The following is a 20,195-nucleotide window of genomic DNA, read 5'->3' as shown; positions in this document are numbered from 1 at the left end:
TGGCCTCGTGTAACTGCGGCTTTCCACGATTGCCGCGGCGGCAGAATTCGCCTACATAGCGGGCAAATTTCCATGCGGAGCACGCTTAATGGCACGTCAGTTCATCTATCACATGTCGGGGCTCAACAAGTCCTATGGCGCCAAGAAAATCCTCGAAAACGTCAACCTGTCTTTCTATCCTGACGCCAAGATCGGTATCCTCGGCCCGAACGGCGCCGGTAAGTCGACCGTGCTGCGCATCATCGCTGGCCAGGACAAGGAATATACCGGTGAAGCCTGGCTCGCCGAAGGCGCGACCGTCGGCTATCTGGAACAGGAGCCGAAGCTCGATCCGGCCAAGACGGCGTTCGAGAACGTCATGGAGGGCGTGGCCGACAAGCAGGCCGTGCTCGACCGCTACAACGAACTGATGATGAACTATTCCGACGAGACCGCGGACGAGGGCGCCAAGCTCCAGGACATCATCGACAGCCAGAACCTCTGGGATCTCGAACAGCAGGTCGAGATGGCAATGGAAGCCCTGCGCTGCCCGCCGAAGGATTCCGACGTCACGCTGCTGTCGGGTGGTGAACGCCGCCGTATCGCGCTTTGCCGCCTGCTGCTGTCGCAGCCGGATCTGCTTTTGCTCGACGAACCGACCAACCACCTCGACGCCGAAACCATCGCCTGGCTGGAAAAGCACCTGCGCGATTATCCGGGCGCCGTGATGATGATTACCCACGATCGCTACTTCCTCGACAACGTCACGGGCTGGATTCTCGAGCTCGACCGTGGCCGTGGCATCCCCTATGAAGGCAACTACTCCGCCTACCTGCAGGCCAAGGCCAAGCGCATGCAGCAGGAAAGCCGTGAAGAAGCTGGCCGCCAGAAGGCGCTGTCGCGCGAACAGGAATGGATCGCCTCCAGCCCGAAGGCCCGCCAGGCCAAGTCCAAGGCGCGTATCAAGGCTTACGAGCAGCTGGTCGATGCGGCCGAAAACATCCGGCCCGGCGATGCGCAGATCATCATCCCGGTCTCCGAACGCCTCGGCAACGTCGTCATCGAGCTGGAAGGCATCAAGAAGGGCTTTGACGACCGCACGCTGATCAACGACCTGTCGATCAAGCTGCCGCCGGGTGGTATCGTCGGCATCATCGGCCCGAACGGCGCCGGCAAGTCGACGCTGTTCAAGATGATCACCGGTCAGGAACAGCCGGATGCCGGTTCGATCCGCATCGGCGACACCGTGCATCTCGGTTATGTCGACCAGAGCCGCGACGCGCTCGACGGCAATAAGACCGTCTGGGAGGAAATCTCCGGCGGTGCGGAAGTCGTCAAGCTCGGAAAGTTCGAAATGAATTCGCGCGCCTATTGCGGCGCCTTCAACTTCAAGGGCGGCGACCAGCAGCAGAAGGTCGGCAATCTTTCGGGTGGTCAGCGCAACCGCGTGCATCTGGCCAAGATGCTGAAGGCCGGCGGCAACGTGCTGCTGCTCGACGAACCGACCAACGACCTCGATACGGAAACGCTGGGTGCTCTTGAAAGCGCGCTGGAAAACTTTGCCGGCTGCGCCATCATCATTAGCCACGATCGCATGTTCCTCGACCGTCTGGCGACGCATATCCTGGCCTTTGAAGGCGATGGCCATGTCGAATGGTTCGAAGGCAACTTCGAGGACTACGAAGAGGACAAGGTTCGCCGCCTTGGGCCGGACGCCCTCAACCCCGGCAGCCAGTCCTACAAGCGCCTGACGCGCTGAGCATTCTGACGCCGTCGAAATAGATCGGCGCTCATTCGCATCCTCTGAAAAACCCCGGCTTGCCGGGGTTTTTCTTTGGGCCTGTTGATGGGAAGATCGGTGACAGGGATTTGCCCTTGCATGATGCTGGGTAATCACATAAACATATCTTTATGTCTTGATTGGATTGGTCATGGGCGACACGCAGAAACTTGAACTGGATGACATCGTCGAGATCCTGAAGGCGGCGGGCGAGCCGACGCGTCTTCGCCTTCTCGCGCTCCTGTTCCACGGCGACCTGACCGTGACGGACCTGACGGATATCCTCGGCCAGTCCCAGCCGCGCATCTCGCGCCATCTGAAGCTGCTTGCGGAAGCCACGCTTGTCGATCGCTACCAGGAGGGTGCCTGGGCGTTCTTCCGGCTGAGCCAAGGTGGTCCGGCCGTGGCGCTTGTCCGCCAGTGTCTCGATGCCATCGACCCGGCGGATGCCGTTTTCGCCCGCGATGACGAGCGGCTGCGCGCGCTCAAGAAAATCCGCTCCGACAAGGCGCAGGCCTATTTCAGCCGCAACGCGGCGGATTGGGATGCGATGCGCCGCCTGCATGTCAGCGAGGCCGAGGTGGAGGCGAAGCTCGCCGCGATGATCGGCACCGCGCCGGTCGACGCTTTCCTCGATCTCGGCACTGGTACGGGGCGTATCCTCCAACTGTTCGAAGGGCTTTACCGACGCGGCGTCGGCGTCGATGCCAGCCGCGATATGCTGGCGGTTGCCCGCGCCAATCTCGATCGTGCCGGCATCACCAAGGCCTCGATCCGTCACGGGGACATTTTTAACCTGCCGCTGGAGCGGGACGAGTTCGACGTGGTGACGATCCACCAGGTGCTGCACTTCCTCGAGGAGCCGGAAGCGGCGGTCGCCGAGGCGGCCCGCATGCTGGCGCCCGGCGGGCGGCTCGCGATCATCGACCTTGCGCCGCATGCGCTGGAGCATCTGCGCGACGAACACGCGCATATCCGCCTCGGCTTCTCGCACCAGACCCTCTCCGAATGGCTGGAGAAGGCGGGGCTGGCCGTTGAGGAGATCGTCGATCTCAAACCCGCGTCGTCGACCGCCGATGCGCTGACCGTCACCATCTGGCTTGCCCGCGATCAACGCGAACAGGCGGCCGACCCTATCGCAATCCGCAGGAGGAGTTGACATGAACCCGGCGACCGCAAGCTTGAGCCGCAAGGACATCCGCCTGTCTTTCGAATTCTTCCCGCCGAAATCGGCGGAGGCCGAAGGCCAGCTCTGGGAGACGGCGATCGCACTTTCGGCCTATGCGCCGGGTTTCATGTCGGTCACCTATGGTGCCGGTGGTTCCACCAAGGCGCCGACGCTTGCGACTGTGCGCCAGCTCCTGACAATGGGCCTGCCGGCCGCCTCGCATCTCACCTGCGTCGGTGCGACGAAGGAAGAGGTTCATGCCGTCGTCGCCGAGTTCCAGGCCGTCGGGGTCAAACATTTCGTGGCGCTGCGCGGTGACCCGCCGGGCGGTGTCGGTGCTGCCTACCAGCCGCATCCGGACGGCTACGCCAATGCAGCCGAGCTGACCGCCGGTCTGCATGGCTTGGCCGATTTCGAGATTTCCGTTTCGGCCTATCCGGAAAAGCATCCGCAGAGCGCGGATGTCGCGGCCGATATCGACATGCTGAAGCGCAAGGTGGACGCGGGCGCTACCCGCGCGCTGACCCAGTTCTTCTTCGAGAATGATGATTTTGAGCGTTACCTTGAGCGCGTGCGCAAGGCGGGCATCACCATTCCGGTCGTGCCGGGCATCCTGCCGGTGCACAACCTCGCGCAGGTGCAGAAGTTCGCCGGCCTGTGTGGCGCCTCCGTGCCCGGCTGGCTGGCCGATCGGCTCGGCCCGGTCGACGACCGGCCGCAGGAGCGGGCCGCCGTGGCGGTGGAGCTGGCCATTCGCCAGGTGAGCGACCTCATCGCCCACGGCATCAGCGAATTCCACTTCTACACGATGAACCGAGCAACGATGGTTTCGGCGGTCTGCGATGGCGTGGGTTTTGCGCGGATCGACCGCCAGCGTGCGACGGGCGCCGCCGCCTGATCTCGCATTCTTTCAGTTGGAAATGAAAAATGCATGGCGCCGTCTCCGGGGCCATGCATTCTTATAATGAGCTTCGGCAGGGTTTCTTGATCTTGTCCCTTGCCTCTCTCTGCTTCGCTTAGGTCGCCTTTAGATGAAAATCATCGTTGCGACGAAGAGGAATGCTGCACTGATCATCAGAACATTCAAGGAATGTGTGAGTCCCATCGGCTTACCTCCTTGCGTTGACGGTCGGATATTACGACCGAAAAAAGCGGGTTGGAAAGGCATTTTGTTGCTGCATTGCAACATCCGGTCTTTGCCGGATGGTTATTCACAGTGCTAATCTACTGAATTTCCTATGCTATTGTGCACGCCACAAAAAATTCACAATCCCTACCGAATGACGAATGCCGACAGTGTGCATTTACCAATGTGGCGAAATGTCGGCGCCGCAATACGGCGTATCGTCTTGAAACGACCGGATAGGCATTTTGTTCCCGATTCTTTTCACGAGACCCGGATACGAGCGAAAACACGGCCATCGAGCACCACGAGACCCAGCAGGACCAGCGCCATGCCAAGCATGCCGAGCGGCGTCAGTTGCTCTCCGAGGAAGAGCATGCCGGCGAGAATGGCACTCGGCGGCACGAGCAGGGTGACGAGCGAGGTGTTGGTCGCGCCGGCGGCCGCCATGATTCGGAAGAACAGGATGTAGCCGTAGGCTGTCGAGAGCAGCGCCAGGGCCAGCACGGCGAGGATCGCGCTGAGCGGGGGCAGGGGAAGCTGCCAGGGCGCATCAAGGGCGAGGGAGACAGGCAACATCAGCAGCGTCGAGGCGGTGAGCTGACCGGCGGCGGTAACCGGCGCCGCGATGCCGCGGAAGCGCTTGCCGTAGGTTGCGGCAAAACCGTAGGAGACGGCCGCGAGCACCGGCAGGATCACCGCCCAGAGCGGCGGGCCGCCGTCGCCGGTGAAGGGTGCCAGCGCTCGAGGGCCGATCAGCACGGCGGTGCCGGCAAGGCCGATGAGGCAGCCCGCGATCTTGTTGGAGGAGAGCTTTTCATCCGCGGTCATCTGGTTGGCGATGAGCACGGTGAAGATCGGCGTTGTCGCGTTGAGGATGGAGGCGAGGCCGGCGCCGATCTGGGTCTGGCCGAGGAAGATCAGCATATGTGGCACGGCATTGTTGACGAGGCCGAGCAGCAGGAATTCCCGCCAGCGGGCGCGCAGCGTCGGGTAGATGTCGAAACGGCCGGCGATATAGATGTGCAGCGCCAGCGCCGCGATACCGACGCGCAGCAGCACGAGTGTCGCCGGCGGCACATGGGCGACGGCGACGCGGGCAAAAAAGAAGGAGCCGCCCCAGATCATGCCGAGCAGTGCGAGCAGGCCCCAGGTCTGCGCGCTCATGCGTGTGGGTGCCGGTACGGTCTGCTCCATCCTGTCCTCCCGAGGCCTCCTGCGCCAATAAGGCGTCAGGGGAAAAAGAAAGAGCGGCAAGCCCGGTCTGACCGGGGCATGCCGCTCTGGGTCTCTTTGTGCCTATAGCACCCGGGGGGCGTTCAGCCACCCGATTTCCGTTAGAGACCGGAAAGCAGGGCCTGTGTCGCCCAGCCGTCCGCCGGGAGGCCAAGGCGGAGCTGTTCCTTCTGGATCGCGGCGCGCGTGCCAGAGCCGAGAATGCCGTCGATCTTGCCGACGTCATGGCCAAGGCCCTGCAGCTTGGTCTGAAGCTGCTTCATGCTGTCTTCCGAAAGGCCTTCTTCCGGCGTGCCACGCTCATAGGGCGGTGCACCGGCAAGACGGGTCGCGAAATAGGCGGCCGAGGTCGTGTAGATGAAGGACTGGTTCCATTCGAGATAGATGTTGAAGTTCGGGTAGGTGATGAAGGCGGGGCCCTTACGGCCCTGCGGGATCACCAGGGACGCTTCGAGATTGCCGAAGGAAGTGTCGCCGTCGCGCGGCTTGACGCCAAGGGCAAACCAGTCGGCCGCCTTCATGCCCGGCTGCAGGCCGGTCTTCTCGAAGGGCAGCACATCCGGCACCGAGACTTCCTGGATCCACGGCTGGCCCTTGGTGAAGCCGAGATGCTGGATGAACTTCGCGGCGGTCAGGATCGCATCGGGAGCGCTTTTCTTGACATCGACATGGCTGTCGCCATCGCCGTCCACGCCGAATTCGATGATATCCTTCGGCAGCATCTGCACCTGGCCGACCTCGCCCGCCCAGGCGCCCGTCGTGCCGTTCGGATCGAGGTCGCCATGACCGACCATTTCGACGGCGGCGATCAGCTGCGGGCGGAAGAGTTCCGGACGGCGGCAGTCATGCGAGAGCGTCACCAGCGCGTTGCGGGTGTTGAAATCGCCCTGCACGGCGCCGAAATCGGTCTCCATTGCCCAGAAGGCGGCGATGATCGGGCCGGGGACGCCGAATTCCTGCTCGGCGCGGGCGAAGACGGAGGAGAGATCCTTCAGTTTCTTGCGGCCGATATCGAGGCGCGACTGGCTGACCGTGCGCTTGGAGAATTCAAGAAAGGTCTGGCGGAAGACGCCCTGGGCTCGGTCACGCGACAGCACCTTCTGGTCGATCGCAGCACCCGCAAGCGCCCGGTCGGCGACATCGGCGGATACGCCGCGCGTCAGCGCTTCGGCCTTCACCCCCTGGAGAAAGGCAGCGAGGTCGCCGCCGCAGGCCGCTGCCGGCGCCGTCTGGGCCTGCACGGTGCCAGCCAGCAGAAAGGCCGCGAGGCCTGCCGCAAGTGTCGTCTTCAGGTTTTGCCGCATCTTGAGTGCTCCTTGGGCCGTTGCCCTGCCGTCTTTGGGTTCAGCATGCCGTCATCGCAACGCCGCTGCACAGGTTTGTGCGACATGCTCGGATTGAGCCCGGCTGTCTCAGATGAATGTGACCGAAGCAAGAAGAAAAAAGCAACCGCGGCGTGCTGTCGCCCTTTCTCACCAAATGTTGTGGCAATCAGCGGGAAACCGAGGCGACCCACGTGTTCCAGTTCTTCGCCGAGCCGGCATAGACGTTGATGTCGGTATCCGTCGAAATGCCCGGTACCACGCCGGTGGACGTATATTGCCAGAAGGCCCATTTACGCGCCGAATAGATGTTTTCCGGGTGGTTTGCTACCGAGCGCAGCCAGAAATGATAGCCCTCGAAATGGCCGACGAGGTTGTCGCGGTGGAAATCGACCGTCGTGTAGATGATGGGCCGCTTGCCGTAATGTTTTTCGAGGCGGTCCATGAAGCGCTGCAGCGCCGTGCGCACCTCGTCGGCCGGCGGGCGCAGCTTGCAGGTCGGCGAGGCGGGGTTCCATTCGGCGTCCAGCACCGGCGGCAGCTGTACGGCCTCCTTCGGCACATTGGCGATGAACCAGTCCGCCTGCGCATCCGCCGTCGAGCAGAAATAATAGAAGTGATAGGGCGCGTGGGCGACACCGGCCGTGCGCGCACCGCGCCAATATTCGGCAAAGCGGCTGTCCAGCCGGTCGGTGCCCTCGGTCGCCTTCAGGAAGGCGAAGGAAACGCCACCCTGCTTGACGGCCGGCCAGTCGATATCGCCGTTCCACTTGGAAACGTCGATGCCGTGCACCTGGTGGCGATGCGGCGTGCGAGCGCCGAAATCCTGCGGGTCCTTGTCCTCGAAACGCGGTGGCACCGATGCGGTCGATACGAGGTCGTAGTCGGTGGTGGAACAGGACGTGGCGAGAAGGGCGAGGGGCAGGAGAGCCAGAATGAGCCGACGCATGGGGGTCCCGTTGTTCGCGCGTTTCCTAATCCTGCCTTGAAGACGGCGGGCCGTAAAGAGGAGCGCGCGAGACAGGGTCTCGACCTTTCGCATATTTGCGTAAAATTATGGTTAGCGGCCGGTTAAGCCGGGCGGGGGGAACCGCCCGGCTTCAACATCAGAACTTCATGCTGACGCCGAGCATGATGGAATGCGAATCAAGATCGCCATCGCGGCCCGCAGCGTTGAAGATGTCGGAGTTGCGATAGTCGGTGTAGCGGTACTCGAGACGGCCGGCCACCGTATCGGTAATGGCCTGCTCGACACCGGCGCCGATCGTCCAGCCATGCGCGGTATCCTTCTCGCGCACACCGGTATCCTTGTTCTCGAGTTCGGCCCGCGTGAAGGCCCAACCGCCCGTCGCGTAGATCAGCGTGCGGTCGAAGGCATAACCGAGACGGGCGCGGACCGAGCCGCCCCAGTTCGTCTCCGCCTCATAGTCCGTGCCGCCCGACGAGAACCGGTCATTGTTGAAGTCGTGCTTGATATCGGCTTCGACACCGTAGACCCAGCCATTGTTGTAGATGTTGTAGCCGGCAAAGGCACCCAGCGCGAAGCCGTCGAGGCTCTGGTCGATTGCGGGTGCGGGGCCGTCGGAACTGGCATTGGTCCAGGCATAGCCGGTGTTCACACCGACATAGAAGCCGCCCCAGTCGTAGACGCCGGCCGCCGTTTCGACGATCGGCGTCTCCACCGGCGGCTCGGAGATGGCTACGTCCGCTGCAAAAGCAGGGAGTGTCCCGGCCGTGACGAGAATGCCGGCGGCACCGAAAAGCATGGATTTCATCTGATGGTCCTTCCCACTCGTTACACGCGCGAAGCCCCACGCACGAATGACAACATCAATTCCAACGTTTGAGCCGCGCCATGGTTCCAGGGCCTAGAAATCCCGTTGAATCTGGGGGGCGGACGCGAACTGTCCCTTAACACTCTGTCATTCTTTGTCCTCTAGAACATCGACAGGCCGATATCCGGCCGGTGCGCCCTGTTGTCATGATAACAACGGTTTAGGGTTACATGATGTTGAAGACCTTATTGCCGAAGACCGAGCAGCGTTACGCGCTGGCGGGATCGATTTTCGGAGCTTTCCTGCCGACCATCTGCATCGCCGCCGACCAACTTGTGCGGGACAATGCACAGGCGAGTCTTTTCGGTTTTTCCGCCCCCACCGCGACGGCGCTGGCGCTGATGCCCGTCTTTTTCGGCGTCGGGTTCTACCAGATCGGGCGTTCGAAGGCGCAGTTGCTCGCAGAGCTCAACCAGCGCCGGCAGACCGAGCAGCAGCTGACGCACGATGCCTATCACGACCGCCTGACCGGGCTTGCAAACCGCTTCTGCCTGGAGCGGGATATCCAGGCGGTCGTCGAGGCGCGGGACGATGACAACCGGCCGGCTTTGCTGCTGCTCGATCTCGATCGCTTCAAGTTCGTCAATGACAGCCTCGGCCATGATGCCGGCGACGAATTGCTGACGGCGATCGGCGAGCGTCTGCGCCGCGGGCTTGCGGCAACGGCCCGCGTCTACCGGCTCGGCGGCGACGAGTTCGTCGTCACGATCTGCGGACGCCCCTCCACCGGCAAGGTCGAGGACGTCTGCCGCACGATCTGCGGCCTTTTCGAAGACCCGTTCGACTTGAAGCGAACCCGCATTACCAGCGGTTGCAGCATCGGCGTCACCTTCATGGAGGCGGACGATATTTCGATGTCGGAGCTTCTGAAGCGCGCCGATGTCGCGCTCTACGAGGCGAAAGAGACGCCTGGCAGCGGCTTCCGCTTCTTCGATGCAGCTCTGGCCGCGGACGTGAAGGAACGCACCGCCATCGAGCACGATCTTGCGCGGGCGATCAAGGCGGATGAATTCTTCCTCGAATACCAGCCAATCGTCGGCGTGGAGAGCCGCACCGTGCGTTCGTTCGAGGCGCTGCTGCGCTGGCGGCATCCGGAGAAGGGCCGGATCATGCCGGACCTGTTCATACCGGTGGCGGAAAAAACTGGCCTTATCCTGCCGCTCGGCAAATGGGTGGTGCGTGCGGCCTGCCTCGAGGCGGCGAAGTGGCCGGGGCCGGCCGGTGTTGCCGTCAATGTGGTCGGCGACCAGTTCAAGGATCGCGATTTCGTCGACTATGTGAAGCAGTGCCTTGCCGAAGCCGGGCTGGCACCGGGACGGCTGACGATCGAAGTGACGGAATCCGTCTTCTCGGTCGATGAAACGGTGATCCGTGAAAGCCTCGGCGACCTGCGCAGCCATGGCGTGCGTGTGGCACTCGACGATTTTGGCATCGGTTTTTCCTCGATCAACAATCTCAGGGCCTTTCCGATCGACCAATTGAAGATCGACCGTTCCTTCGCAAGGGCGATGATGGAGAGCCAGCGGGACGCCGATCTTGTCGATATCATCCTCAAGCTTGGCCAGACATTCCAGGTAACGACCACTGTCGAAGGCATCGAATGCGAGAGCCAGCTCGATTTTATCCGCCGGCGCGGCGCGTCCGAGGCGCAGGGTTATCTGATTTCCGCACCGGTGGCTGCGTCGGAGGTCGGGCGCTTCCTGTCACCAGAAGAAAACCGGCTGTCGGCGTGACGCCTGTCACACGCGCGAAAAACCTTTCCATGACAGTCAAATCCTGATTGTCTTCCGGGGTGGAAGGAGAGGCCGCTATGAGACGATTCTACAGGCTGGCCGCCTGGACGCTTTCCGTCCTTGTTGTTGCCCTCATCGTGGGGGCGAGCTGGCTCATCGTATCGCCGCCGGCCTTGCTGAGCGTCGGATCCGGTTATGCCGCCAAGATCGTCTGCTCGAATGTCTTCGTTTCCGGCCGCGATGCGCAGCAGGTGCTTGCCGAAGACGTTCAGGCCCCCGGTCATCCGCTGCTGAAACTCATGCGGCAGGATGTCGATCTCTCCGAAAAGACCGTGACGGTTCATTTACTCGGTCTCTTCGCGCCGGGTTATGCCGCCTGGCATGACGGTTTCGGCTGCGCCAGCGTGCCGGATGGCGATTTCCGGGCGGCACAGCAAGCCGTTTCGGACGTGGTGATTCCGAAAATCCCGCCGGCTGATCCCGCCGTCGCCTGGCCCGATGGTGAAGCTGTGGCGTCGGATGAGCGGTTCTCGGCGCTCCTGGCCGATGGAGCGCTCACGGGCCCGGGCATGCGGGCAATCGTGGTGGTGCACGATGGTCGTATCGTTGCAGAAGTGTATGGGGCGGGGTTTTCCGCAACGACGCCGCTGCTCGGCTGGTCGATGACCAAGTCGGTCAACGCGGCGCTGATCGGCCGCCTGATGCAGGCGGGCGCGCTCTCGCCCGACATGAAGGGGTTTTTCCCTGAATGGCGCCGCGATGCGAGAGCGGAGATAACGCTCGGCGATCTGCTCGCCATGGAGAGCGGGCTGGCCTTCAATGAGAACTATGGCGAAGTGACGGACGTCACCCGCATGCTCTTCCTCGAGCCGGACATGTCGCGCTTCGTGCTGTCGTTACCGCTCGAGGCCAATCGCGGCGAAAAGTTCAATTATTCGAGCGGCACCTCAGTGCTCTTGTCGCGGATCTGGATGGGCGTGCTTGGCGGGCGAAGCCAGGCGCTGTCCTTCCCGTCGCGTGCCCTTTTCATGCCGCTCGGCATGGCGAGCGCCGTGATGGAAGTGGATGAGACCGGCATCTTCGCCGGCTCGTCCTATCTCTATGCGACGGCGCGCGACTGGGCGCGGTTCTCGCTCCTGCTTTTGAACGATGGTGTGTGGAAGGGAGACCGGCTGCTGCCGGACGGTTTCGTCACGGCCATGGCGACACCGACGAAAGCGTCGAACGGCACCTACAGCCGCATGCAAACCTGGCTGCGCGGGCCGGGACCGAAAACCGATGCGGAGCATGGTCTGCCGGCCGATACGTTCTGGCTGCGCGGGCATGACGGCCAGTCGGCGACGATTATTCCGTCACGCAAGCTCGCGGTGATCCGGCTGGGGCTGACGCCGTCGAAACTCGGCTACCAGCCCCAACCGTTGATCAAGCGCGTCCTCGACCTCATCGAGTCGGGCGACCTTCAGGCCGGTCAGGCGCCGACCTGAGCGATCCAGTCATTGAGATTATAGGTGTTGGAGATGCGTGCGACCTTGCCGTCGCGAATCTCGAAGAAGGCGCCGGCCGGCAGCACATAGGTCTGGCCGTTTGCCTCCGGCAGGCCTTCGTCGGTGGCGAGATACTGGCCGTTGACGACGAATTCCGCAGCGCCACGCCGGCCGTCCTCGCTCGACATGATCACGATGTCGGTCAGCGTCTCGCGGTAGCTGCGGTTCATGTGCGCCATGAAATCGCGGAAGGCGGCCTTGCCGACCTGGCGTCCGCCCTGGTTGATGTCGTGCACGACATCGTCATGCAGGAGATCGAAGAAGCTTTCCATGTCCTGCCTGTTGAAAGCATCGTAGTAGGCGCGGATCGTCTCTTTTGCTGGCATGCCATCCCTCATAGTGTTGTCGCACGGGCGAACCCGATCGCCTTATAACATTGCTCAAACCTTTGGGAACATTCAAGGATCATGCAGGTCAAGATTGTCCATGGCCAGGAGGTGACACCCTACATCGCGGATCTTGCGCGCCTGCGCACCGAGGTCTTTCGCGCCTTTCCCTATCTCTACGAGGGGAGCGAGGATTATGAGGCCTCCTATCTTGCGACCTATGCGCAGTCACCGGAAAGCCTTTTCGTGCTGGCGCTCGATGGCGCGCGCATTGTCGGCGCCTCGACGGGCGTGCCGATGACGGATGCCTCGGACGTCTTCAGAGCGCCGTTCGTCACGGCGGGTATCGCGCCGGAGACGGTGTTCTATTTCGGTGAATCCGTCCTGCTTTCGAGCTATCGGGGCAGGGGGCTCGGCGTGCGCTTCTTCGAGGAACGGGAGCGCTATGCAAGACGCCTCGGGCGTTTCGACTGGTGCGCATTCTGTGCCGTCGAACGGCCGAAGGATCATTCGCTGCGCCCGGCGGACTATGTGCCGCTCGATGACTTTTGGGGCAAGCGCGGTTATGCGCACCGCGACGATTTGCGCACGATGCTCGCCTGGCAGGATATCGGTGAGGCGGACGAAACGGAAAAACCGATGTCGTTCTGGCTGAAGCCGGCGCGCTGACCGGGAGGCCGGCTTATCTCAGGCCGGTCTCGTCGAGCAGGCCCTTGCGCTTGGCGTGGTAGTAGTAGCCGGCCGCATAGAGGCGCACGGCGCCGTCATTCTTGTCGTCGGCCACCATCCAGGCACCGCGTAAGTATTTTCCGGCATATTTGATGTTCGTCTCGGCGTCGAACAGGCCTTCGGCCGGGCCGTCGAAGCCCATGCTTTTCGCCGTGGCGTACTTGATCTGCATCAGGCCATAGTGGCCGCGATTGTAAGCCCTCGGATTGTAGGTGCTTTCACGCTTCACGACACGATGCAAAAGCGATTCGGGAATGCCGTAGAGGGCCGCATATTTGGTGATCAGCGCGTCGATCGGCGTGCCGGATTTCTTGAATGGCTGCTCCGCCTGCGGAACCATGAGGCGCGTTTCGGTGGTCAGAACCGCATTGCTGATCAGCGCGGGTTTTGCCATCGGCACGATCTTGCGGGTGGCGACGAGCTGTTCGAGGCCTTCCGGCTCCCCGCTGTCGAAGCCCGGCTCCATCACAGACACGCCGATGACGGTATCATAACCCTGCTGCATGCCGGCGGCCGCGCTGGCTGTTTCAACCGTGTTGCCGGCAAGGGCGGCGGTGGCGGCGGCAGCGCCCGTAACCGGCTTCGCCTCGGCAAGCGCCGAGACCGGAACGGCGGCGCCGGCGATCTCGCCCGCCACTACGATCGGCGTCGGCAAGGCTTCCGGCGTGTTTTCCGTACCGGGCTTTGCCGCAGGCATGGCGGCATAGGCGACTTCGGTCGTCGTGCCATCGGCCGCGGCAATGTCTGTCGTCGCCGTAGTGGGCTTCACGGCCTTCGCTGTCGTCGCATCGTCGGCGACGCTGGCGCAGCCTGCAAGCGTTGCAAGAAGGCCTGCGCAGGCAAGCGCTGCAAAGCGTGCCGGACGGGGAGCGGAAGTGTCAGCCATGGTCGTCGTTCTCGCTTTGCCGGGGTGCTGGGCGCTGGAACGCCCGGGCGTTTTGCAAATCAACCGGCCGTGGCCGTGTCCCGTCATTAACCGATCGGACGGGACGCGGCAACCCGTAGGCCTCGCGATGCGTCAGGCGGTCGCTCGCTTGAGCCCCGCCGTCAGCAATCCGGCGCCGATCAAAAGCGTGCCGCCGGTGCGGTTGACGGCCTTCTGGACGGATGGTTTGCGGATCGTCTTGCGCGCGGCGGAGGCGAGCAGGGCATAGGAAAAGGCGTTCAGCGTCGCCAGCACGAGGAAGGTGATTTCGAAGATCACCATCTGCGGCAGCATGGGCTGCGACAGATCGAGGAACTGCGGCAGGAAGGCGACGAAGAAGACGATGCTCTTCGGGTTCAGCGCCGTCACCACATAGGCGTGGGCGAAGATGCGGAAGGATTTTTCCTCCGCCGGGGCCTCGCCTTCTGTGCCAGCCGAGACCGGTGCGCGCCACAGCTTGATGCCGAGCCAGATGAGATAGGCGGCCCCCACCCATTTCAGGACGGTGAAGATCGTTGCCGAGGTGGCGAGCAGGGCGCCGAGGCCCAGCATCGAGGCGGTCATGGCCGTGAAATCGCCGAGCGCCACGCCGGCGACGGTCGCGCCCGCCGTACGGCGGCCATGGCCGAGCGCATAGGAGATCACGAGGAGGATCGTCGGGCCTGGAATGGCGAGCATGACGGCGGATGCGGCGGCAAAGGCAAGCCAATGTTCGAAGGACATGAAAAACTCCCCGGATCGAGTGCAATCCAGGGAGCAAGCCATTGCAATTTTTTGTCGTCAAGCCCGATATTCGCGTGTGTCACGCAAAACCGCGACGCACATCGCGCGGTGTGCGTTAAGCGGCAGGCTTCCACTTCTGGCCGATGACGTCCATGACGTCGCCGAACCATTTGGCCGAGGTGTCGAAGTGCTTGCCGCCCTTGATGCGCGGGAACTCGATGGTGCGCAGCTTGCCGCCCTGGCCTTCGTCGTGGCCGGTGACGCCGGACACCTTGTTCAGCGCGCTTTCGACGGCAAGGTCGGTCATGCTCTGGATAAGGCGCAGGTCATCACGGTTGGCCGGAGCGGAGCGGGCGTAGTAGCCCGACTTCTGCACCATGGCGCGTTCGGCGCCAAGCAGTGTTGCAAACTGCTTGGAGAACCAGTTGCCGACATTGATTGTGTCGATCTTCACATGGCCGAAGGCGTCGCGCTTGACGGTTTCGCCAGCAGCTTCCCGGTCGGCGACGATGGCGTCGAGGCAGGCGCCTTCCGAGACGAAGAGTGTCACGAAGCCGGCGCGGTCCATGATCGACTTCAGGCGTTCGGCTTCGCTTTCCAGGTTGAAGTCCAGTTCCGGCAGGTAGAGACCGTCGATGTTCTTCAGCTGCTTGTTCATCATGAAGCCATCGACATATTCGTTGCCGTTGGTCTTCTGGATATAGGCGCGGGCCGTGGCGGCGGTGAGCCAGCCGCAATGGCGGCCCATCACTTCGTGCACGACGAGGGTTTTCGGCGCGGCACTCTGCTCGTTGCTGACATGGTCGAAGAAACCGGCGCCGACTTCGGCGGCCGTCCAGGCGCCGAGCGACTGGCGGATCGGCACGACGTCGTTGTCGACGGTCTTCGGCAGGCCGACGACGGTGAGGTTGTAGCCGTTGGCACCGAGATAGGCGGCGAGGTCGGCCGCCGTCGTGTTGGTGTCGTCACCACCGATCGTGTGCAGGATGGTGATGCCGTCCTTGGCGAGGCGCTCGGCCGCCACGCGCAGCGGGTTTTCGCCTTCCTTGACGAGGCCGCGCTTCACGCAGTCGGCCGCGTTGGTGAGCTTCACGCGGCTGTTGCCGATCGGCGAGCCGCCATAACGGTGGAGGAGGGGCGCCTTCTCGCGCATGTCCCTGGTGATTTCGATACGGTCGGCAAGGAGCAGGCCCTGGTAGCCGGAGCGATAGGCGACGAGCTCGATATCCGGGGCGACGTCGCTGTAACGCTCGATGAGGCCTCCGACAGCGGACGACAGACAGGGCGCGAGCCCGCCGGCGGTCAGCATTGCGACTTTCTGCTTGGCCATAATTCCTCCTCGGTTTCGGCAGTCTCGATGGTCGGCGTTCCGGTCTTTGTTTCCGCAGCGCCGGACGCAAAACCGCTTCGCACTTTTGCTGGTGTTGCTCGTAGCGCAAATTCCCCTGAAGGGGAACGGCGCGGCGAACTTATCCGCATTCCATGACGGATTGTCTGCTGTGCCCGGCAGGCGAAAATTCAATCGCATCATATTTCGATGGCGCCACTTCATGAGGGCCATCAAAATTTTGTCATTCGGGGCGAAATGGCGGCTTCATGCCTTGCTTTCCCTGCAATTGTCTGATCAAAATCACCTTATGTTCCAGAATTCGCCCAGTTGCTTCATCAGTGCCGTGTGGGATCGTCTCGTCGGCATGGTCTCCGATGCCGCCAGCAATGTGCTGTCCGGCGTGGTTGAGGCTGTGCGCACCTTGTTCGAAGGCGACCCGGAAACCCGCAAGCAGGTGGCGTTTTCCGTCGCGATGATCGCGCTTTCGGCCAAGATGGCGAAGGCCGACGGCATCGTCACGACTGCCGAAGTCGATGCCTTCAAGGACATCTTCAAATACCCGGATAACCAGGCGGCCAATGTCGCGCGGCTCTATAACCTCGCGCGCCAGGATGTCGCCGGCTACGAGGCCTATGCCGAAAAGATGATGGCGCTCTGCGTCTCCTGCGAGAAGAACTGCCCGATCCTCGAGGATATTGTCGACGGCCTGTTCCATATCGCCAAGGCGGACGGGCTGATCCACGACAAGGAAATGGCCTTCCTCGGCCGCGTCGCGGAAATCTTCGGTATGGTCGACGAGCGCTTCGAGCAGATTACCGCGCGCCATGTCCATGTCAGCGGCCGCGACCCCTACAAGGTGCTCGGCGTGAAGCCGAGCGACGACTTCACCGAGATCCGCAAGCGCTATCGCGTGCTTGCCTCGGAGAACCATCCTGATAGGCTGGTGGCGCGTGGCGTGCCGGCCGAGTTCCAGCAGATTGCGAACGACCGCATGGCCGCGCTCAACGCTGCCTATGAGGCGATCGAGAAGGAACGCTGCGCTGCATGAGCGCATTCACATGTGATTATTCCGGTGCGACCGCCGCGCCGTCGCCGAATTTTGGCGAGCGCGCTGGCAGCCGGGAACCAGACATCATCCTCCTGCATTATACCGGCATGGAAACGGCGGACGGGGCGCTGAAATGGCTTCGTGCGCCAGAAAGCCAGGTCTCCTGCCACTACTTCGTGCATGAGGATGGCCGCATCGAGCAACTCGTGCGCGAGGCGGACCGCGCCTGGCACGCCGGGAAAAGCGCCTGGAAGGGCGAAGTCGATATCAACTCGGCCTCGATCGGCATCGAGATCGCCAATGCCGGCCACCCCGGCGGACTACCGGATTTCCCTGAAATACAGGTGAATGCGGTCGTCGAACTGTGTCTCGATTGTGGCAGAAGGTGGAAAATCGCCCCGGAGCGGGTGCTTGCGCACTCCGATGTGGCCCCGATTCGCAAGGTCGATCCGGGAGAAAAATTCCCATGGAGCCGCCTGCACGCGGCGGGTGTCGGGCACTGGGTGGAGCCATCGCCGATTGCCGGTGGGCGCTTCTTCCAGCGGGGGGATGCCGGGCAGCCGGTGGAGGCGCTGCAGACCATGCTGTCGCTTTACGGCTATGGCACGGAAATCAATGGATTTTATTCGGAAAAAACGGAAGGGGATGTCGCCGCTTTCCAGCGTCATTTCCGGCCGGATCGGGTCGATGGCATCGCCGATTTTTCGACCATAGACACCCTGCACAGGCTGCTTTCCGCGCTGCCGCGTTTGGCGGCCTGACAGCCTTTCCGAATATTGGAATATTACGGTCTGTAACAGAAGTTTACCGCTTCGCCACATCCTGACCCGATTGGCCATGTCTTTTCCGGCTGCGTTCATTGCAGCGCAGCATGCGGTCAGGGCCTGATCGCAATCAACATGGATCGAGACGTCAGCGCAGGGTGCGCGGCTGGATGCCGCCGCGGCCCAAGGCTCTGCCTTTGCGCCTTTTGGAGACTGGAACTAGATGAGAAGACTTCTTGCTGCCATCAGCGCGGCCTGCCTTTGTGTGTCTGTATTTTCCGCCGGTATGGCACATGCCGAAGCCAAGAATGGCCCGGCCAAGAAACGATATCTGTTCGAGACCTCCGCCAAGAAGGACGTTGCCGCCAAGGAAAAGCCCCGCAAGGTTTCCAGCAAGCGCAACAAGCGCAAGACCGTGGTCAACAAGAACGGCGTCGTCGTCGGCAAGCTGAAGACCTTCAAGAGCACGACCGGCTACCCCAAGGCGGAAAACCCGCTGACGGAAGGTGTGAAGGCGGCAAGCTATTCCAGCCTCATCCAGACCTATGCCAAGAGCTACGGCGTTCCGGTCGATCTCGCGCATGCCGTCGTTCGCGTCGAGAGCAACTTCAATCCGCGGGCCCGCGGCAGTGCCGGCGAAATCGGCCTGATGCAGATCAAGCCGGCGACAGCGCGCATGATGGGCTATCGCGGTGGTGCCAAGGGGCTGTACGACCCGGAAACCAACATCAAGTTCGGCATGAAGTATCTCGCCATGGCGCATGACCTTTCCGGCGGCACGACCTGTGGCACCATCCTGAAATACAATGCCGGCCATGGCGCCAAGCGCATGAACCCGGTGTCCAAGCGCTATTGCGGCAAGGTCCAGAGCATCATCGACTGAGCACGTCGCTGCGCGATTTTTCGCGGGCTGGAATCAGCCCGCGCCCATGCTATCCATCCGTAGAGCAAGAGGATGAAGCATGGATCGGCATTTCGATTTCGTCGTTGTAGGCAGGGGCATGATGGGGGCGGCGGCGGCGCGCCACCTGGCAAAAACGGGCGCCTCCATGGCGCTCGTCGGGCGCGGAGAGCCGGCGGACTGGAAGACCCATGACGGCGTCTTTTCCAGCCACTACGACAGCGGCCGCATTACCCGCACGATCGACGGCAATCCGGACTGGGCCTTGCTCGCCAACCGCTCGATTGCCCGCTACCGCGACATAGAAGCGGAAAGCGGTATTTCCTTCTATGGCGAGACCGGCTGCCTGATCACCGGTGCGGCGGGCGGCGCCTTTCTTAGCAATGTCGAGGCCGTCGCTGGCCGCTATGCGCTGGATGCACCCTTGCTCGACCGTGCTGCGCTCAAAGCCCGCTTTCCGTGGTTCGACCTGCCGGAAACCTCGGCGGGCGTTTTCGAAGCGAGGAATGCGGGTTATGTCGATCCGCGCAAGCTGGTCGCCGCGCAGGTCGTCTGCATGGAAAAAGCTGGCGGCATTTCCATCCTCGATGATGTGGTTTCGGTCACCGATGCGGGGGACCGCGCTTCGGTAACGCTGAAGTCTGGCGACGCCGTCACCGGAGGACGTGTCCTCGTCGCGACCGGTGGCTTTTCGCGGGCGCCGGGGTTGTTGCCGAAGGTACCTGATCTCGTCGTAAAGGCGCGCACCGTCGTGCTGGCGCAACTGACGCCGGCGCAGGCGGAGGCCTATCGCGACATGCCGTCGTGGATCGACGAGAGTGCGGATCCCGCCGACCATTTCTATTTCCTGCCGCCGATCGTCTATCCGGATGGCCAGACCTATCTCAAGATCGGCGGCGATCCGACCGAGGTCGAGATCGAGGAAGAGCAGGCTGTCCGCGACTGGTTCCGCGGCGAGGGCCGGTCGGAGGCGATCGTGCATCTCAAGCATCTGCTGGCGCGCGCCATCCCGGATCTCGATCCGGTGCGGCTGATTTCCATCCCCTGCGTCACGTCCTATACGCCGCACGGCTATCCCTATGCAGGCTTCGTCGAGAGCGATCGCATCGCGCTTTTGACCGGCGGCAACGGAGCGGCGGCGAAAAGTTCCGACGAGATCGGCCGCATCGGCGCCGACCTGGTGATTCGCGGCCGGCTCAACGAGCCGGACTACGCGACGGATTTTGCGGTTCATTTCCGTTAAGCCACGTTTATCTCTGGTCTTTCGGTCCGGTATCGGCTAGTCAGCGCCTGCCAGTTGGCCGGGCAGCCGCGCTTTGCAAGGGTCGAAAGGCCGCAAGGTGAGGAAAGTCCGGGCTCCACGGAAACACGGTGCCGGATAACGTCCGGCGGGGGCGACCCCAGGGAAAGTGCCACAGAAAGCAAACCGCCTTCCTTGGAAGGTAAGGGTGAAAGGGTGGGGTAAGAGCCCACCGCGGTCTTGGCAACAGGGCTGGCAAGGTAAACCCCACCGGGAGCAAAACCGAATAGGGATGACGCGAAACGCGCAAGCGTTTCAGCCCGTTTCCGGGCCGGTCATCCGGGTGGGTTGCAAGAGGCCGGGCGCAAGTCCGGTCCCAGATGAATGGCTGCCACGTTCCGGTGCAAACCGGGGCCATACAGAACCCGGCTTACAGGCCAACTGGCAAAAAATCTCTCTCCGGAAGACGATTTTTTATGACATGCTAAT

General features: G+C 62.5%; 18 protein-coding genes and 1 other RNA gene. 11 read left to right on the top strand and 8 right to left on the bottom strand.

Going from position 1 to position 20,195, the window contains the following annotated elements; genetic code table 11:
• The first annotated feature begins 88 nt into the window (after positions 1–88).
• From ettA to metF, 3 genes are all read left to right on the top strand, one after another.
• Complete coding sequence (gene ettA / locus GR138_RS02030) at positions 89–1,738, top strand: energy-dependent translational throttle protein EttA (protein WP_160856938.1); 1,650 nt, start codon at positions 89–91, stop codon at positions 1,736–1,738.
• A 172-nt stretch (positions 1,739–1,910) separates the two neighbouring features.
• The gene (locus GR138_RS02025) at positions 1,911–2,918 is read left to right on the top strand and encodes an ArsR/SmtB family transcription factor (protein WP_160856937.1); all 1,008 of its coding nucleotides are present in this window, start codon (positions 1,911–1,913) and stop codon (positions 2,916–2,918) included.
• A gap of 1 nt (position 2,919) precedes the next feature.
• Positions 2,920–3,825 (top strand): methylenetetrahydrofolate reductase [NAD(P)H], encoded by a 906-nt coding sequence (gene metF, locus GR138_RS02020; RefSeq protein ID WP_160856936.1) that lies wholly within the window; start codon positions 2,920–2,922, stop codon positions 3,823–3,825.
• A 489-nt stretch (positions 3,826–4,314) separates the two neighbouring features.
• On the opposite strand, the gene GR138_RS02015 is transcribed toward metF, so the two are convergent.
• From GR138_RS02015 to GR138_RS02000, 4 genes are all read right to left on the bottom strand, one after another.
• Positions 4,315–5,247, bottom strand: coding sequence for a DMT family transporter (locus tag GR138_RS02015; protein ID WP_246200253.1), 933 nt, complete (start codon positions 5,245–5,247; stop codon positions 4,315–4,317).
• A gap of 140 nt (positions 5,248–5,387) precedes the next feature.
• Complete coding sequence (locus GR138_RS02010; RefSeq protein ID WP_160856935.1) at positions 5,388–6,590, bottom strand: lytic murein transglycosylase; 1,203 nt, start codon at positions 6,588–6,590, stop codon at positions 5,388–5,390.
• Between the two features lie 187 nt (positions 6,591–6,777).
• Entirely contained in the window at positions 6,778–7,557 is a 780-nt protein-coding gene (locus GR138_RS02005; protein WP_160856934.1) for a glycoside hydrolase family 25 protein, read from the bottom strand.
• Positions 7,558–7,714: 157 nt separating this feature from the next.
• A complete protein-coding gene (locus tag GR138_RS02000; protein WP_160856933.1) occupies positions 7,715–8,383 on the bottom strand; it encodes an outer membrane protein in 669 nt (222 codons plus the stop codon).
• 233 nt (positions 8,384–8,616) lie between these two features.
• Here GR138_RS02000 and GR138_RS01995 point away from each other — a divergent pair, with 233 nt between their 5' ends.
• Both GR138_RS01995 and GR138_RS01990 read left to right on the top strand, forming a co-directional pair.
• The gene (locus GR138_RS01995) at positions 8,617–10,176 is read left to right on the top strand and encodes a putative bifunctional diguanylate cyclase/phosphodiesterase (RefSeq protein ID WP_160856932.1); all 1,560 of its coding nucleotides are present in this window, start codon (positions 8,617–8,619) and stop codon (positions 10,174–10,176) included.
• Between the two features lie 77 nt (positions 10,177–10,253).
• Entirely contained in the window at positions 10,254–11,660 is a 1,407-nt protein-coding gene (locus tag GR138_RS01990; protein WP_160856931.1) for a serine hydrolase domain-containing protein, read from the top strand.
• On the opposite strand, the gene GR138_RS01985 is transcribed toward GR138_RS01990, so the two are convergent.
• Positions 11,645–12,046 (bottom strand): ketosteroid isomerase-related protein, encoded by a 402-nt coding sequence (locus GR138_RS01985; RefSeq protein WP_160856930.1) that lies wholly within the window; start codon positions 12,044–12,046, stop codon positions 11,645–11,647. The two genes, GR138_RS01990 and GR138_RS01985, sit on opposite strands and share 16 nt — an antisense overlap.
• 81 nt (positions 12,047–12,127) lie before the next feature.
• Here GR138_RS01985 and GR138_RS01980 point away from each other — a divergent pair, with 81 nt between their 5' ends.
• On the top strand, positions 12,128–12,715 hold the full coding sequence (locus GR138_RS01980) for a GNAT family N-acetyltransferase (RefSeq protein ID WP_160856929.1): 588 nt from the start codon (positions 12,128–12,130) through the stop codon (positions 12,713–12,715).
• A gap of 13 nt (positions 12,716–12,728) precedes the next feature.
• Here the strand turns inward: GR138_RS01980 and GR138_RS01975 are convergent, their stop codons facing one another.
• The 3 genes from GR138_RS01975 to GR138_RS01965 form a co-directional block, all read right to left on the bottom strand.
• Positions 12,729–13,661: a lytic transglycosylase domain-containing protein gene (locus tag GR138_RS01975; RefSeq protein ID WP_160856928.1), complete on the bottom strand. Its 933-nt coding sequence runs from the start codon at positions 13,659–13,661 to the stop codon at positions 12,729–12,731.
• Positions 13,662–13,793: 132 nt separating this feature from the next.
• Entirely contained in the window at positions 13,794–14,423 is a 630-nt protein-coding gene (locus GR138_RS01970) for a LysE family translocator (RefSeq protein WP_160856927.1), read from the bottom strand.
• 115 nt (positions 14,424–14,538) lie between these two features.
• Positions 14,539–15,753 (bottom strand): pyrophosphate--fructose-6-phosphate 1-phosphotransferase, encoded by a 1,215-nt coding sequence (locus tag GR138_RS01965; protein WP_160856926.1) that lies wholly within the window; start codon positions 15,751–15,753, stop codon positions 14,539–14,541.
• 307 nt (positions 15,754–16,060) lie between these two features.
• On the opposite strand from GR138_RS01965, the gene GR138_RS01960 reads away from it, so the two are divergent.
• From GR138_RS01960 to rnpB, 5 genes are all read left to right on the top strand, one after another.
• The gene (locus GR138_RS01960) at positions 16,061–16,801 is read left to right on the top strand and encodes a J domain-containing protein (RefSeq protein WP_160856925.1); all 741 of its coding nucleotides are present in this window, start codon (positions 16,061–16,063) and stop codon (positions 16,799–16,801) included.
• A complete protein-coding gene (locus tag GR138_RS01955) occupies positions 16,798–17,562 on the top strand; it encodes an N-acetylmuramoyl-L-alanine amidase (protein ID WP_160856924.1) in 765 nt (254 codons plus the stop codon). Before GR138_RS01960 ends, GR138_RS01955 begins: the two co-directional genes overlap by 4 nt.
• A 226-nt stretch (positions 17,563–17,788) precedes the next feature.
• Positions 17,789–18,448 carry a lytic transglycosylase domain-containing protein gene (locus tag GR138_RS01950; protein WP_246200252.1) on the top strand — a complete coding sequence of 220 codons (660 nt, stop codon included), beginning with the start codon at positions 17,789–17,791 and terminating at the stop codon, positions 18,446–18,448.
• Between the two features lie 79 nt (positions 18,449–18,527).
• Complete coding sequence (locus GR138_RS01945; protein WP_160856923.1) at positions 18,528–19,709, top strand: NAD(P)/FAD-dependent oxidoreductase; 1,182 nt, start codon at positions 18,528–18,530, stop codon at positions 19,707–19,709.
• A gap of 50 nt (positions 19,710–19,759) precedes the next feature.
• An RNA gene (rnpB, locus tag GR138_RS01940) (RNase P RNA component class A) lies at positions 19,760–20,155 on the top strand.
• Positions 20,156–20,195: the final 40 nt, after the last annotated feature.

The organism is Shinella kummerowiae (assembly GCF_009827055.1).
In the GTDB taxonomy this organism is placed as follows: Bacteria; Pseudomonadota; Alphaproteobacteria; order Rhizobiales; family Rhizobiaceae; genus Shinella; species Shinella kummerowiae.
The sequence above is the reverse complement of the archived record's forward strand: the minus strand, read 5'-3'. Positions and strand labels throughout refer to the sequence as shown.